This window comes from Marinomonas gallaica (assembly GCF_049821165.1).
GTDB lineage: Bacteria > Pseudomonadota > Gammaproteobacteria > Pseudomonadales > Marinomonadaceae > Marinomonas > Marinomonas gallaica.
Genome location: NZ_CP187511.1, coordinates 2796351 through 2811421, shown reverse-complemented (window position 1 = coordinate 2811421; position 15071 = coordinate 2796351). Strand labels below are relative to the sequence as shown.

The window sequence follows — 15071 nt, the reverse complement described above, 5'->3', positions numbered from 1 at the left end:
TTAAGCTTAATTAATTATTCAGTTTGTATTTTAAATAGTAAATAAATTAAGCAGCGTAGGGTGGGCCACGACATGATAGCGCGTAGGCAACATTGGTTACGTTCGTTTGCGCAAAAAAGCAGAATGACTGTGTTTGAGCGTCGCTTATTTTGATTCGTACTGCAGGCAGCAGTGTGTGATCTAAATCTGGTGAAACCTCTGTGGAGGGCAATTCGAAGGGCGCTTCCAAAAGGCCATTTTTAACAAAGCCACGATGTTCATTACTATCAAGCGCCTTAGCACTGATGCTAAAAAGCACAAGCAGCGGTATGAGTAATAAAATGCGTGTCATGGGAACGCTCCGTAGAAGTAATAAATTCAGCATAGCCTGAAAGACAGAACTTTGACAACGATCAATTTTAAGTTTGCGTTTTTAGTCAAATTTATTTCACTATCCGTATTAATCTCTGCTAATAAGAAACATAACGTCATGAATATTGTGAAAATGTCTGAAACAAACGATTGTTTTTGCTGAAAGTTCGATATAATTCAGTTTTATTACTGCTTCAACTAGAAGGTTGCCGTTAGCGTTATGGACATAGATCCGTTTGCTCAATTATTGATTCCAGTTAATGTAATGACACTTGTCGTATTTCTCGGATGTTGGTGGGGATACGCATGCTATGCACTGTATCATTCTAAACGTCGAACATGTCTGGTGAGTGTGTTGCACCAATTCCGCCTCGCTTGGATGTCTCGCCTCCTACGTCGCGATAACCGGATTGCGGATGCGTCGGTTATGGCGAACTTGGAGCGTAGTAGCTTATTTTTTGCATCCAGCAGTTTATTGATTATTGCCGGCTTGTTTACGGCGTTTAATTACTCTGAGCAAGCGTTGAGCATTATCAACGATTTCCATTTCCTAACACCAACAACTCAAACTGAGTGGGAATTGAAGATCATTGTGTTGGTCGTTATTTTCGTTTATGCGTTTTTTACATTCACTTGGTCCGTACGGCAATACAATTTTTGCTCAGTATTAGTGGGCAGTGCGCCTCTTGCAACGGAACGAGGCATCGAAGAAAGTGAACGAGAGCTTTACGCAATGCATATGGCAAGAGTCTGTAGCCTAGCTGCAAATCAATTTAACTATGGATTGCGCGCTTACTACTTTGCTATGGCATTTTCTGCTTGGTTTTTGGGCCCATATTTTTGCATGGCTTCAAGCGTTATGGTTGTTGCTGTGTTATATCGTCGCGAATTTCGTTCAAAAACGTTTAAAACACTAAGTCGTGGACTGGTTATTAAATCCCATGCTTCCTAATTTTCCAAAACAAGTCACTGAAAGTAATTCACCTGTTAATCGAACAGTAAAGGTGGATGACCAACTTTATAACTACATTATTAATCATTCTGTTAATGAACCGGCTGTGCTTAAGGGCCTGCGTCGTGAAACTGCCCAATACCATATGGCACGTATGGCGTTATCTCCAGAAGTGGGTCAGTTCTTAGGTTTGTTGATTACGATGCAGGCACCTAAACGAGTCTTAGAGATAGGTGTATTCACTGGATACAGTACCATCTCCATGGGTCTTAAGTTATCTAAAGATGCGCAGCTCTTAGCGTTAGATAAAAAGCAAATGTGGTTGGACATCGCCAATAAATATATCGATCAAGCAGGACTATCTTCGCAAGTTGAAACTCGATGTTGTGATGCAAAAACCACAATGCTCCAATTGCAGGAAGAGCAACCAGGGACGTTTGACTTTATTTTTATTGATGCAGATAAAGCCAATTTACTCTCCTATTACAACATGGGTAAAGCGCTTTTGCGTCAAGGTGGTTGTATGGTCATCGATAATACCTTGTGGTGGGGAAATGTTGCCGATGAATCTTTCGATGACAAAGACACACGTATCGTTAGGGCTCTCAATGATTGTGTTCACCAAGACCCTGAAGTGACAGCCAGCTTGCTTCCAATAGGCGATGGATTGACGATCATTCATAAGTCTTAACTTTTTACGCTTGAATTTTTTTTCTGTGCCTCCATATCCTTTAACATCATAAAGTTATGCGCTAATGCGCGTTGTTGTAACAAAGGAGCATGGAGAAACATGACAACTGAAACTCAAAAAGAAACCTTAGGATTCCAGACTGAAGTAAAACAATTGCTTCATTTAATGATCCACTCTTTGTACTCAAACAAAGAAATCTTTCTACGTGAGTTGATCTCAAACGCGTCGGATGCAGTGGACAAATTGCGTTTTGAATCGGTATCTAACGCAGATCTATTGTCTGACGATCCTAACCTACGTGTTCGTATTGGTTTCGATAAAGATGCGGGTACGATCACGATCGATGATAACGGTATTGGCATGAGCCGTGATGAAGCGATCTCAAACCTTGGTACCATCGCGAAGTCAGGCACAGCTCAATTCCTAGATCAACTTAGCGGTGATCAGAAGAAAGATAGCCAATTAATTGGTCAATTCGGTGTGGGTTTCTACTCAGCGTTTATTGTTGCAGATAAAGTAACTGTAGAAACACGTCGTGCAGGTCATGAAGAAGCGATTCGTTGGGAGTCAGAAGGCACTGGCGAGTTCACCATTGAAGCAATCGATAAAGCAACTCGCGGAACAAGCATCACGCTTCATTTAAAAGACGATGCACAAGAATTTGCTGATAACTGGCGTCTACGATCCTTAGTGTCTAAGTATTCGGATCATATTTCTATTCCGGTTGAAATGCTCAAAGTGGCGACACCAGAATACGACGAAGAGGGTAATGTTAAGCCTGCAGATGAGAATGCTGAGCCTACTTGGGAGGCGGTTAATTCTGCTAAAGCCCTTTGGACTCGTCCACGTAACGAAGTATCGGACGAAGAGTACCAAGAATTCTACAAGCATGTTTCTCATGATTACCAAGACGCTTTGAAATGGTCTCATAACAAAGTTGAAGGCAAATTAGAGTACACAAGCTTATTGTACATCCCTGCTAAAGCGCCACAGGATTTGTGGAACCGCGATATGCTGCGTGGTCTTAAGCTTTACGTTCAGCGTGTGTTCATTATGGACGACGCAGAAGCCTTCTTGCCTCCTTACATGCGTTTTGTTAAGGGTGTTGTGGATTCAAACGATCTGTCTCTTAATGTTTCTCGTGAGATTCTACAAAACGACAATGCGGTCGACTCAATGCGTTCTGCGTTGACGAAACGTGTGCTGGACATGTTGTCTAAAATGGCGAAGAACGATCCAGATACTTACCAGTCTTTCTGGGATGAATTTGGTAATGTGCTGAAAGAAGGTCCAGCTGACGACTTTGGAAACAAAGATAAAATTGCTGAACTGCTTCGCTTTAGCTCGACGCATACTGACAATGCTGCGCAAACAGAGTCGCTGAAAGGCTATGTAGAGCGCATGGCGGAAGATCAAGACAAGATTTACTACATTTACGCTGAAAACCATAATACAGCTAAAAATAGCCCTCATTTAGAAGTGCTTCGTAAGAAAGGTTACGAAGTGCTGTTATTGAGTGATCGCATTGATGAGTGGATGATGTCGTCTCTACGTGAGTTTGACGGTAAGACATTCCAAGATGTGACCAAAGGCAAGTTAGACATTGAAGTAGAAGAGTCTGAAGAACAGAAAAAAGAGAAAGAGCAAAAAGCTGAGCAAATGAAGCCGCTGCTTGATCGTATGAAATCTGTTTTGGAAGGCAAAGTAACGTCTGTTAATAGTACTGACCGTTTGACGAACTCTCCAGCGTGTTTGGTGGTAGGTGAGTTTGACATGGGTCTACAAATGCGTCGTTTACTTGAACAAGCGGGTCAACAACTGCCTGAATCTAAGCCATCATTGGAAATCAACCCTGATCATCCAATTGTTCAGAAAATGGATGCGGAATCAGATGAAGAGCGCTTTGCGGATATGGCTTGGTTATTGTACGAACAAGCAACCCTTGCAGAGGGTGGTCAACTAGACGACCCTGCAACGTTTGTAACACGTATGAATAAGTTGATTGTTCAAATGTCGAACTAAGCAAAATTAGAGCCCAAGCATTGCTTGGGCTTTTTTGTATCTGTCGCATGACAAGGAGGTCTTATGCGTCTATGTTTATCGGCTGCGCTATGCTGCCTAATCGGTAATTCTATTGCTCAACCTGTCCAGCTGGCGACGGTTTATGATGGTGAGCATGTTGAATCTTATCTTGTCAGTGAAAAGCTTGATGGTATACGTGCTATCTGGGATGGTCATCAATTGACGACACGACAAGGTAATCTAATAGTGGCTCCTTATTGGTTTATTAATGGCTGGCCTGAGCTATGGATGGATGGCGAATTGTGGTCAGGTCGTCAAGGCTTCAATGCAGTTCAAAAGACCGTATTAGATCAGGTGCCAAACGAATCACAATGGAGACAGATTCGTTATATGGTTTTTGATGCGCCAAATGTCGAACATACCTTTGCCGAACGCTATAAAATCTATTTAGATGCTATCGAGTCTACTCAGAATGAATATTTGCAGCCTGTGACGCAGCATTCCATTACGACTTCTGATGAATTGTATCGTCTGTTGGATGAAGTTGTGTATCAAGGAGGAGAGGGTTTAATGCTCCACCGTAAAGATGCTTCTTTTAAAGATGGTCGAAGTGATGCCTTACTTAAGTTGAAGCCTTATAAAGATGCTGAGGCGAGGGTAGTTGCTCATGTTCCTGGAAAGGGAAAATATTCAGGCAAAATGGGGGCCATAGTAGTTGAGTTAGCCAATGGTCGGCAATTTAGAGTTGGTTCGGGCTTTAATGATCAAGAGCGTTCTGAGCCGCCTGCAATTGGTGATTACATTACCTTTCGCTACCAAGGCTTAACTTCAACCGGACTGCCTAGGTTTGCTAGTTTTATTAGAGTTCGTAGAGGGCCATTTGAATTTAGAGATCCTGATTGATGACCTTTTTAGGGGCTTCCCAGAGCCTTACGTGTCGATTATAGGGGATGAGTTCATCACATGAGCTTGGTGTGGCGTGGTGGCTCAAAGCGGATTTATGTGATCGCTTGAGCCACCTGAATGGGCCGTTAGACAAATAACTCGCTCATCTAGCTAAACGCAGAATAAATCATGTAATTTCTGAATTAACTCTTTCACCCTAGAATCAGCAATAGAGTAGAAAATAGTTTGCGAGTCCCTGCGTGTGCTTACCAGTCCGTCTTTCCTGAGTACGGCTAAGTGCTGTGATAAAGCCGATTGGCTGAGCAAGACTTTTTCATTTAGAGAGCCTACCGAAAGCTCTCCCTGTAAAAGGTTGCAAAGGATAATAAGTCTGTTCTCGTTGCTCAATGCTTTTAGAAAGCCAGAGGCTTCACTAGCGCGTTCGAGCATTTCTGTGATGGTGAGTTCTGATTTAGGCATAGGTGTTATATATCGTTATTAGTATAATTAAGAATGAATATCAGTGTTATAACAAAGATTGCTGGGAAAACAAGTAATCCACAACTCTTGTGGATAAGGCTGGGGGTATGAGGCGTAAAAGCAATCACGACAAATGCATACCCTCTGTCTAGCCTGGTTGGTTAAAAAACCATCATCTAGAGTTCAAACTCAGCCCAGATCGGGGCGTGGTCAGACGGTTTATCTAACGCTCGAATCTCGTAATCAATCCCTGTTGATATTAGACGCTCCATAAGTGGCCCTGTGGCAAGCACGCCATCAATTCTTAGGCCTCGTTTAGGGGTGTCATCAAAGCCTTTTGAGCGATAGTCAAACCAGCTAAAGCGTTCGTTAGAGGTTGGATGTTGGAAGCGATAGGTGTCAGTTAGTCCCCATGCTAACAAGCGATCAAACCACTCTCTTTCTTCTGGAAGGAAACTACACTTGCCCGTTCTTAACCAGCGTTTTGCATTTTGGTCACCAATGCCTATGTCTAAATCCAAATGGGAGATATTGAAGTCACCCATAATGACAATTTGAGCTTCTTTAGGTTGGTCAGAAAGGTAGTCCATAAGGTCTTGGTAGAATTTACGTTTCGCAGGAAACTTTGTCTCATGATCACGATTTTCACCCTGCGGAAAATAGCCGTTTATAACCTTCAAAGGGCCATTTTCGGTATCGAACGTAGCAATAATCATGCGACGTTGGGCGTCTTCGTCGTCACCAGGAAATCCGTACTCTACTTCGAGAGCTGGTTTTTTGCTGAAGATGGCTACGCCATAATGTGACTTTTGACCGAAATAGTAGGCATGATAGCCCACTGATTCTGGAATCTCATGAGGGAAGGCGTCATCATGCACCTTAATCTCTTGCAGGCCGATGATATCTGGTTGCTGTGCTTCAACAAGCGCTGAGATCTGATGTGGACGCGCTCTTAAACCGTTGATGTTGAAGGATACTACTTTCATAGAGCTAATGATTCCTGACCTAATTCTCAATATTACAAATACTTACAGATTAAAGTCTTATTGACAATAATAACTAGCCAGAATTTAAAAAATAATCATTTACATTAGTAGAGTTGAAATAACCAAGTCACAACCCAATTGATTGTAGATATTTACATTTAAAAGGACTCTCGTAATGAGCTATCAATATGATTTATTCGTGATCGGAGCAGGTTCTGGTGGCGTGCGTGCCAGCCGTGTTGCTGCTTCAAAAGGATTTAAAGTGGGTGTTGCAGAGTCTCAAGCGCTAGGGGGAACCTGTGTCAACATTGGCTGCGTACCGAAGAAGCTGTTTGTTTACGGTTCCGAATACAGTCATATTGCAAGTCAGGCAAAGGGGTATGGTTGGACGTTTTCTGAGCCAAGTTTTGATTGGGCAACGTTAAGGGACAATAAATCTAAAGAGATTGAGCGTTTGAATGGCATCTATAAAAATCTGCTTGAAAACCCAGGCGTTACCATTCATCAAGGCTATGGTGAGCTAGTAGATGCTCATACTGTTAAAGTAGGTGATGAGATCATTACAGCCGAACGTATTCTAATCGCCGTTGGTGCTCAGCCATTTGTTCCAGAGTTCCCCGGCAATGAGCATGTACTGGTCTCCGACGATATGTTCTTTCTAGAAGAACTGCCGAAATCGATTCTAGTCGTAGGTGGTGGTTATATCGCCGTTGAGTTTGCTGGTATTTGTAACGGTTTGGGCGTCGAAACGACGTTGATGTACCGCGGTGATAAGTTATTACGCGGTTTTGATGAAGACGTACGCGATTTTGCAAGTAACGAATACGGTCGTTCCGGTGTCAATGTTCAACTAAACAGCGATGTTGCGAAAATTGAATTACAAGGTAAGCAAAAACGTGTGATGCTAAAAGATGGCCGTGAGTTGGTGTTCGATGAAGTGCTTTATGCGACAGGCCGTGTACCTAACACTGATAAGTTGAATGTGGCATCAACAGGTATTGAAACCACTAAAAATGGTGCGATTGTGGTGAATGATCGTTATCAAAGTACAGCGGATTCTGTTTATGCCATCGGTGACGTAACAGATCGTGTTCAATTAACTCCTGTGGCAATTAAAGAAGCGATGGCGTTGATTGGCTATTGGTTCGATGGCATTGAACCAAACTTTGATTACGATAATATTCCGACCGCTGTTTTCTCGCAGCCACCAATCGGTACCGTAGGACTGAGTGAACAAGAAGCGGATCGACGTGGTTTAGATATAGATGTTTATCAAACAGATTTTCGCGCCATGAAGCATACGTTATCGGGTGCACAAGAGCGCAGTTTTATGAAGTTGATTGTTGATAGATCAACTGACAAGGTTATCGGTGCTCATATGATTGGTGACTATGCCGGTGAGATTATTCAAGGCCTTGGTATTGCGATTAAAGCAGGCGCGACAAAAGCACATTTTGATTCGACGGTGGGTGTTCATCCAACTAGTGCTGAAGAATTTGTTACGTTTTCAGCAGGCTCGCTTAAAAAGCGATGAAAAAATGTTTTAAGCCGTTTAGCGCTTAGTTAAACGGCTTATTTTATTGGAGTGTATAAATGAACGAATGGTTAGAGTCGCTTCAGCCACAAGCTGTATGGCGACAGTTTCGTCTGATGTGTGATACCCCGCGCCCGTCTTTTCACGAAGAAACGCTACGTAGCTATTTATTTGAATGGTCTCAGAGTTTAGGGTTGAGAGCCAGTATTGATGCGGCCGGCAATTTATTAATTTGTAAGCCTGCCACGACAGGTATGGAAGCTTGTGAGACCGTTGTGCTACAGGGGCATCTAGATATGGTGGCTCAAAAAGAAGCGACCTCTAATCATTGCTTTGAAAATGACCCAATTGAAACGTATGAGCAAGACGGTTGGGTGCATGCAAAAGGTACGACTCTTGGGGCGGACAATGGCATCGGCGTCGCGGCTATTTTGGCCGTTTTAGAAAGTAACGATATTCCCCATGGCCCCATTGAGGCACTGTTCACGATTGAAGAAGAAACCAGTCTACGTGGTGCATCTCAACTTCCTGAAGGCATTCTTAAGGGTACCCGACTGCTAAACCTTGACTCAGAAGATCGTGGTGATGTTTACATCGGTTGCGCCGGTGGTGTTGATATCAATGTGTCCAAACGTTTCCTGTTAGAGCATGAACCGGAATTTGATAGGGCCTTCTTGATTACTATCACAGGGCTAAAAGGTGGGCATTCAGGCCTAGACATCAATAAAGGTCTAGCCAATGCAAATGTGCTGATGGCGCGATTACTGAATGACTTAAATGATGCAATGGATTTTCGTTTGTCTTCAATAGTGGGTGGTACACTGCGAAATGCCATTGCACGAGATGCCAATGCTACTGTGTTAATGAACGACTCTGAAATTGGTAAATTTGAAGAATGGCTTACTGAGCAAGCCGAACTCTATCAACAAGAATACGTAGATACAGATCTCAACTTATCCATTTCAGTTTCTACTTCTGATGTAACTGGACACCTTTCTAAAAGTGATCAGACGAGTGTGATACAAGCTTTATTATCGGCACCGCATGGTGTTCGTCGCATGTCACCTTCTATTGCTAATGTGGTGGAAACCTCCTGCAACTTGGGCGTTATTAGAATCTTGGTCAATCAGGCTGATATTGAATTGTCTGTTTGTCTATTAGTACGTTCTTTAGTGGACAGTCAAACTGAATACTTAGCGAAGATAGCTAAAGCGCCATTTCAATTAATTGGCTGTGAGGTGTTGTTAGAAAATGGCTATCCTGGCTGGAAGCCTGAGCCACATTCTAATTTACTGACACATTTCCATCGTGTACATGAACAGGTAATGGGCTTTGAGCCTAATGTGAAAGTGATTCACGCAGGGCTTGAATGCGGTATCATCGGCGCAAAATACCCAGCAATGGAGATGGTATCGTTTGGGCCGAATATACGCGGTGCGCATTCACCCTCTGAACGCCTCCAAATCGATTCCGTAGCAGAGTTTTGGAGCATCCTTAAAACACTGCTTAAAGACACGCCGAAAGCCGTTTGATTATGTCAAAAGTTTGTGCTGTTACCCTTGATGGGACAACGTATGAAATTGAGTCTGGCGAGAATTTACTGGCTGGCTTGACCTCCAACGGGGTCATTGTTCCGCACAGTTGTTTAGCTGGAGCGTGCCGAAGTTGTTGTTTATATGAGGCGACAACCACTACTCCTTTGTTAGCGTGTCAGCAGAGAGTTACGGAGGATCTATCCCTAACGACACAAGCACATCATGTATATGATGTTGTCCTAGAACACGTAACCGTGAGCGAGTTGACACAGCGGTGGGCTGTGGTGACGGGTCGCACGAAAATGGCGCTACCGTTAGGCGCAGACATTCGTTGGCAATGTGGCGGACAAGAGGGGCGCAGTACCTGCTGTTCACCCGATGGCACGACACTTGATTTCTACTTCCCCACCCATCTTTGTAATCAAATAGACACGTTGAAGCTAGTGAATAAGCCTCAGCGAGCATTGTTGGACCCAAATGCCACGTTTCTCTTACTGTACGGCGCTAAGAATGAACCCATGGCGCGGCATTTTGCAGAAGCGCTTACGGCTAGTAATTTGGGCACCAAAATCGAGTTGGCGTTAATAGATTTGTCGAAGTCTGATGCCAGCTTATCCTTCAAGCGGTTTGACATGGCGGTCGTAATGGCCGATGAGCCCATATCCCTGCATGCCTTAGAGACTTGGCTAACGAACAGTCGTTGTCGAGTGAATGAATTTACCTATCTAATAAACCACTCCTAATGAAAATACTGCACACATCCGATTGGCACCTTGGTCAGAGTTTTATGGGCAAAAGCCGTCTCGAAGAGCATCGTTTATTTGTTTCTTGGCTTGCGAATATTGTTGAACAACATCACATCAAAGCCGTGATTTTGGCGGGAGACGTATTTGACACATCAACTCCGCCCAGTTATGCCCGAGAGCTCTATCATGAATGTGTTCTAAAACTGAATGCCTTAAATTGCCAGTTTATTGTGGTTGCAGGCAACCACGATTCGGTCAGTGTATTAAACGAAAGTAAAAGTCTTTTGAGAACGCTCGATACCTATGTCGTGACGCAACCAGAGTGGGCAGCACTGGATAATGCTGTCATTCCATTGCGGGATGAGCAAAACACACTACAGGCGATGGTATGTGCCATTCCATTTCTTCGCGCAAGAGACATGGTGCGTTACGAAGCAGGGCAGGCAGGGGATGAAAAACAACAGCTGCTTTCCCATCAAATACAGCACTATTACCGAACTTTATTTTCAGAGGCGAAGCGATTATCTGGCGATGTGTCCATAATTGGTACGGGTCATTTCACCGTGTTAGGCGGACAGAAAACAGAGTCAGTGCGCGATATTTATGTGGGTACGTTAGAGGCTTTCCCGCCAAGCATGTTGCCTGAGTTTGATTATTTGGCGCTGGGTCATATTCATAAGCCAATATCAGTGGGAGGCAATCACTGCTGGCGCTATTCTGGTTCGCCGATGCCAATGAGTTTTGATGAAGCCAGCAGTCAAAAATCCGTTTGTGTGTTTGATACTGAGACCCGTGATGTTGAGCGTATTGATGTGCCGGCGTTTCGTGAACTCAGAAGCATGAAAGGAAGTCGTGATCAACTGATCTATGAAATTGAGCAACTACCATGTAGCGAGCATTTGACCGTATGGCTTGAGATTACTGTTACAGAAGATATCAATCTAGGTCCTTTTCAGGAACAGCTAAGACAAATAACCGAGCATAAGAAGATTGATGTCGTCAAAGTGCGCCGAGAAAAGAGGCTCGTCGATTTGGTCGATGGCTTGGCTGAAACCGCTACGTTAGAGGATGTAACCCCGGTGGAAGTATTTGACAAGTTATTGCTTGAGAAGGACGTATCAGAAGAGCGAAGTGTGGAGCTTAGAGGCTTATTCCAGCAAATCATTATTGACGATGAGGAGCCTAACTCATGAAAATCTGCTCACTACGTTTTGAAAATTTGAATTCTTTGAAGGGTAAGTGGTTTATAGATTTTGAATCTGCACCCTTAGCAGACGCTGGCATTTTTGCTATCACTGGCCCTACGGGGGCAGGGAAGTCCACGTTATTAGATGCGATTTGTTTGGCGCTCTATCATCAGACGCCCCGTATTAATGTATCCCAATCTGCTAATGATGTAATGACTCGACACACTGCCCATTGCGCTTCTGAAGTAGTGTTTGAAGTGAAAGGTAAGCGATACACCGCGTCATGGGAGCAAAAACGTGCTCGTAATAAAGCCGATGGCAAGCTGCAACCGATTAAATGCAGTTTGTCGCAAGCTGACGGTAAAATCATTGCCGATAAAATTGCCTTAAAACTTGACGGCGTCGCTGAATTAACTGGACTGGATTTTCCACGTTTTACTCGCTCGATGATGCTTGCTCAAGGCGGATTTGCGGCGTTTTTGAATGCCAAAACGGACGATCGAGCTGAGTTATTAGAAGAACTGACTGGAACGGAAGTATACGCGGATATTTCACGACGAATATTTGAAGCCCATCGTGAGAAAAAAGCTCATATCCAGCAACTTGAGGCCGTTCAAGCGAGCCATAAGTTACTGTCTATTGAAGAGTGGCAAGTGTTGCAAGATGAGCATGACGTTGCTAAGAAAAACGTTGATCAAACGAAACAGTCGCTAAATGCGCTGCATCGAGTGCTCGCATGGCACCAATCAGCTCAAGAGCTGACAGAGAAAAAATCAAAACTCAATGATGAGCTTGTTCAGGCTCAAACAAATTGGACTGAGCTTGCGCCGTCTTTTAGTTTGCTTGAGCAAGCGTATCTGGCACAACAAATAGAGCCCAAACACGCACATCTACAGCAGCTTAAAGTTGAGCTAGAGCAAAGTAAAAGTCTAGAAAGAAGCTTAAAAACAGAGTTATTAGAAAGCCAGCAGTCTTATGATGACACTCAAGCCCGTTTTAATGATGCTTCTCACACACTTTCTGAACATCAGGCCGCATTTGCAAAATTTGAACTGGCCGCTGAGAAGACTTGGTCGCCAAAAGAACACGAATGTAATCGACAGGCTCAAGCGTTGCAAACGCATCAAGATAATCAGCGAGCGCTGTTACAACAGTTGGATGCTTTAGAACAGGATATTTCGAATCAGAACTCTACGGTAACCCAACTTCAGAATGAAAAACTGAGCTTAATGGAGTCGCTAAATGTTTGGAAAGATGGCGCGAAAGCCTCAGAACTAATAGAAAAGTGGCGCCTGCAAGATGATCAGATAAGCCAAAATAAACAGCAGTCTATAAATAAACAAACACAACTGACTTCACTGCAGTCTGTCAAAACAGATATTGAGCAGAAATTAGTGTCTGCTGAGCAACAGCTAAGTCAAACTCAAAAACATCAGTCAGAGCTGAATCATCATTTACAGACGGTCGAGTCGGATCTTGCGTCTTTGTTGAATACTTATGACGCAGCAAGTTTGGCGCACAAAATTGACAGCCTTGAAGTATATGTAGAGCAAAAGCGAACGCTTCAAACCACTTTGAGTCGATTGGCTGAATCAAGACAAGAACTGGAGCGGTTAAACTGTGCTCAGCAAACGTTAAGTGACGAGTTGACCCAAAACACCGAGCAAGTTAAGCAAGCGCTGTCCAATATCAAACGAATCGAAGCGCAAATAGCCGACCTTGAGCAGCGGATTTTTTTGCAACAACGTGTTGCTGTATTGGAGCGTGAGCGTCAATTGCTTATCGAGGGGGAGGCCTGCCCTCTTTGTGGAAGTGACAGTCATGATTTGGTGGCGGTGGAAGCTTTTACTATCGATGACACGCTCACCAAGCGGTTATCTGAATACCAAACTGAGCGTTTGCAAAGCGTTAATGACATAAAGCCTATTGAGCAAGAGGGTGCGAAGTTATTAGGTAAACTTGAATCAATAGAGGCGCAGCGTTCGATCATTAGAGATCAAATTATTGGCTATGAAATAGCGGCAGCAGAAGATGCGTCAGTTTCCTTGCAAGAGCTAGAAACGAACATTGAAAAGGCCAGTGAAGAGCTAAAGATCCTAAGGCAAACCCAGAGGCGATCTCAGGCATTAGAGCAAGAGCGTCATAACCTATTGAAGCAAAAGCAGGATGTTGATCAACAGCTCGCTAATCAGTCAATGCTTCAGAAGCAATGGTTGCATGAACGAGACAGTAAACAAATCGCTATTGATCAACTAAATCATGCGCTTGCTACCTTAGAAATAGACACAAAAGAACAGTTGCAAAACTTATCAGATAGTGTCGCTGAATTGGCGAATGATGCTTCTTGGTGTGAGCAATATTCGACTAATTTAGTGGCCATTACCGAGGCGGTTCAGCAATGGCAGAGCGCTTCTCAAAAAATAGCTCAGCTTGATAAGTCCCTAGAGGCTTGCTTATGGCAAAAAGATCAAACCCAAAAAACAATTAGCCAAGTTAGCCATCAGAAAGAAGTACTGACAGATGACATTGGGGCATTGTTGCAAACCGTTGAGCGACTTGGAAATGAGCTGGCAGAAGGGTTACAAGGAAAGTCTGTTCAAGCCTTACGTACTGAGTATCTAAGCCAGCTGGATGCCTTACAATCGACAAAAGACCTGTACGCAAGCCAGTTGTCTACACAGTCTATTCAGCATACACAGCTCACCACAAAATTAACCAATGTATCGGAAATGCTCAATCAGCTTAATCAGAAGACAAAAGCGGCGGAGCAAGATTGGTTAGAGTGCCTTGAAAGCGTTGGCTTTATATCATCAGACGCTTGGAAGAGTGCGTCTATCGACGCGACTGAGGTCAAACGAATAGAGCAAATGCGTGATGATGCGCAAAATACAATTCAACGACTTAATGCACTGGTTGAGCAAGTTAATCATGATTTAGCAGAACACGAAGCCGTGTTTGCAACGTTACCGGTATTGTCTGAACAGCAGGACTTGCATGCATTAGAGCAAAGGTTTGAAACGCTTAAAGATGAGTGTGATGAGCAAATGGTTCAGTTAGGGCAAATTGCTGAGCGTGTTCATTCAGAAAGTGTTAAACGTAAAAATAACCAGTCCATGTTGAAAGATATTGCAGATCAAAAACATGAATTTATTTTGTTGGACGATTTGAATGCTTTAATTGGGTCTTCCGACGGGGCTAAATTTCGACGTTATGCGCAAAGTGTGACGTTAGATCATCTCGTGTGGTTAGCGAATCGACACCTGAATACCTTGCACGGCCGCTATCAATTACAGCGTCAGCGTAATGAGGGGTTGCAGCTTGAAGTTATTGATCAGTGGCAGGGTGATATTACGCGAGACACAAAAACATTATCTGGTGGAGAGTCTTTCTTGGTGAGTCTGGCGTTGGCGGTGTCTCTGTCTGAACTTGTGTCTCACAAAACCTCGATTGATTCATTATTTTTAGATGAAGGGTTCGGCACGTTAGACAGCGAAACCTTAGATATCGCTCTAGATGCGCTAGATCGCTTAAACAGTTCCGGTAAGACAATTGGTGTGATTAGTCATGTTGAAGCTCTCAAAGAACGCATTTCGGTACAAATTCAAGTGAACAAGCAAGCAGGACTGGGTGTGTCAGGTCTTGAACCGCTCTATAAAGGGTAAAGTTGCTATTAATATTCATTAGTGAGTTGTCCCCAGAAAT

At 43.5% G+C, this 15071-nt stretch carries 12 protein-coding genes; 9 read left to right on the top strand and 3 right to left on the bottom strand.

Annotated elements, in window-relative coordinates; translation table 11 throughout:
* Positions 1-46: 46 nt before the first annotated feature.
* Positions 47-331 (bottom strand): hypothetical protein, encoded by a 285-nt coding sequence (locus ACPUEK_RS13260; RefSeq protein ID WP_425641029.1) that lies wholly within the window; start codon positions 329-331, stop codon positions 47-49.
* 240 nt (positions 332-571) lie between these two features.
* Here ACPUEK_RS13260 and ACPUEK_RS13255 point away from each other — a divergent pair, with 240 nt between their 5' ends.
* The 4 genes from ACPUEK_RS13255 to ACPUEK_RS13240 all read left to right on the top strand — a co-directional run bounded on the left by ACPUEK_RS13255 (position 572) and on the right by ACPUEK_RS13240 (position 4919).
* Positions 572-1303 carry a DUF599 domain-containing protein gene (locus ACPUEK_RS13255; protein ID WP_067037684.1) on the top strand — a complete coding sequence of 244 codons (732 nt, stop codon included), beginning with the start codon at positions 572-574 and terminating at the stop codon, positions 1301-1303.
* A complete protein-coding gene (locus tag ACPUEK_RS13250) occupies positions 1293-1994 on the top strand; it encodes an O-methyltransferase (protein ID WP_425641028.1) in 702 nt (233 codons plus the stop codon). The genes ACPUEK_RS13255 and ACPUEK_RS13250 overlap by 11 nt, the downstream gene beginning before the upstream one ends.
* 99 nt (positions 1995-2093) lie before the next feature.
* Complete coding sequence (gene htpG, locus ACPUEK_RS13245; protein WP_067219405.1) at positions 2094-4016, top strand: molecular chaperone HtpG; 1923 nt, start codon at positions 2094-2096, stop codon at positions 4014-4016.
* Between the two features lie 63 nt (positions 4017-4079).
* Positions 4080-4919, top strand: a complete 840-nt coding sequence (locus ACPUEK_RS13240) for a DNA ligase (RefSeq protein ID WP_425641027.1) — start codon at positions 4080-4082, stop codon at positions 4917-4919.
* A 153-nt stretch (positions 4920-5072) separates the two neighbouring features.
* Here the strand turns inward: ACPUEK_RS13240 and ACPUEK_RS13235 are convergent, their stop codons facing one another.
* Together ACPUEK_RS13235 and xthA are read right to left on the bottom strand one after the other, a co-directional pair.
* Entirely contained in the window at positions 5073-5381 is a 309-nt protein-coding gene (locus ACPUEK_RS13235) for an ArsR/SmtB family transcription factor (RefSeq protein ID WP_067037692.1), read from the bottom strand.
* Between the two features lie 176 nt (positions 5382-5557).
* The gene (gene xthA, locus ACPUEK_RS13230) at positions 5558-6367 is read right to left on the bottom strand and encodes an exodeoxyribonuclease III (protein ID WP_425641026.1); all 810 of its coding nucleotides are present in this window, start codon (positions 6365-6367) and stop codon (positions 5558-5560) included.
* A gap of 175 nt (positions 6368-6542) precedes the next feature.
* Between xthA and gorA the strand changes: the two genes are divergently transcribed.
* Genes gorA through ACPUEK_RS13205 form a run of 5 tightly spaced genes read left to right on the top strand, consistent with a single transcriptional unit; the run spans position 6543 to position 15031 of the window.
* Entirely contained in the window at positions 6543-7901 is a 1359-nt protein-coding gene (gene gorA, locus ACPUEK_RS13225) for a glutathione-disulfide reductase (protein ID WP_425641025.1), read from the top strand.
* Between the two features lie 59 nt (positions 7902-7960).
* Positions 7961-9433 carry an aminoacyl-histidine dipeptidase gene (locus ACPUEK_RS13220; RefSeq protein WP_425641024.1) on the top strand — a complete coding sequence of 491 codons (1473 nt, stop codon included), beginning with the start codon at positions 7961-7963 and terminating at the stop codon, positions 9431-9433.
* Between the two features lie 2 nt (positions 9434-9435).
* Complete coding sequence (locus ACPUEK_RS13215; protein ID WP_425641023.1) at positions 9436-10179, top strand: 2Fe-2S iron-sulfur cluster-binding protein; 744 nt, start codon at positions 9436-9438, stop codon at positions 10177-10179.
* A complete protein-coding gene (locus ACPUEK_RS13210) occupies positions 10179-11375 on the top strand; it encodes an exonuclease SbcCD subunit D C-terminal domain-containing protein (protein ID WP_425641022.1) in 1197 nt (398 codons plus the stop codon). The genes ACPUEK_RS13215 and ACPUEK_RS13210 overlap by 1 nt, the downstream gene beginning before the upstream one ends.
* Positions 11372-15031 carry an AAA family ATPase gene (locus ACPUEK_RS13205; protein WP_425641021.1) on the top strand — a complete coding sequence of 1220 codons (3660 nt, stop codon included), beginning with the start codon at positions 11372-11374 and terminating at the stop codon, positions 15029-15031. Before ACPUEK_RS13210 ends, ACPUEK_RS13205 begins: the two co-directional genes overlap by 4 nt.
* The last annotated feature ends 40 nt before the right edge of the window (positions 15032-15071 follow it).

What these genes read in the sequence shown, in the direction of transcription:
- ACPUEK_RS13260 (WP_425641029.1), bottom strand. Translation starts at nt 331, where the DNA reads ATGACACGCATTTTATTACTCATACCGCTGCTTGTGCTTTTTAGCATC.
- ACPUEK_RS13255 (WP_067037684.1), top strand. Translation starts at nt 572, where the DNA reads ATGGACATAGATCCGTTTGCTCAATTATTGATTCCAGTTAATGTAATG.
- ACPUEK_RS13250 (WP_425641028.1), top strand. Translation starts at nt 1,293, where the DNA reads ATGCTTCCTAATTTTCCAAAACAAGTCACTGAAAGTAATTCACCTGTT.
- htpG (WP_067219405.1), top strand. Translation starts at nt 2,094, where the DNA reads ATGACAACTGAAACTCAAAAAGAAACCTTAGGATTCCAGACTGAAGTA.
- ACPUEK_RS13240 (WP_425641027.1), top strand. Translation starts at nt 4,080, where the DNA reads ATGCGTCTATGTTTATCGGCTGCGCTATGCTGCCTAATCGGTAATTCT.
- ACPUEK_RS13235 (WP_067037692.1), bottom strand. Translation starts at nt 5,381, where the DNA reads ATGCCTAAATCAGAACTCACCATCACAGAAATGCTCGAACGCGCTAGT.
- xthA (WP_425641026.1), bottom strand. Translation starts at nt 6,367, where the DNA reads ATGAAAGTAGTATCCTTCAACATCAACGGTTTAAGAGCGCGTCCACAT.
- gorA (WP_425641025.1), top strand. Translation starts at nt 6,543, where the DNA reads ATGAGCTATCAATATGATTTATTCGTGATCGGAGCAGGTTCTGGTGGC.
- ACPUEK_RS13220 (WP_425641024.1), top strand. Translation starts at nt 7,961, where the DNA reads ATGAACGAATGGTTAGAGTCGCTTCAGCCACAAGCTGTATGGCGACAG.
- ACPUEK_RS13215 (WP_425641023.1), top strand. Translation starts at nt 9,436, where the DNA reads ATGTCAAAAGTTTGTGCTGTTACCCTTGATGGGACAACGTATGAAATT.
- ACPUEK_RS13210 (WP_425641022.1), top strand. Translation starts at nt 10,179, where the DNA reads ATGAAAATACTGCACACATCCGATTGGCACCTTGGTCAGAGTTTTATG.
- ACPUEK_RS13205 (WP_425641021.1), top strand. Translation starts at nt 11,372, where the DNA reads ATGAAAATCTGCTCACTACGTTTTGAAAATTTGAATTCTTTGAAGGGT.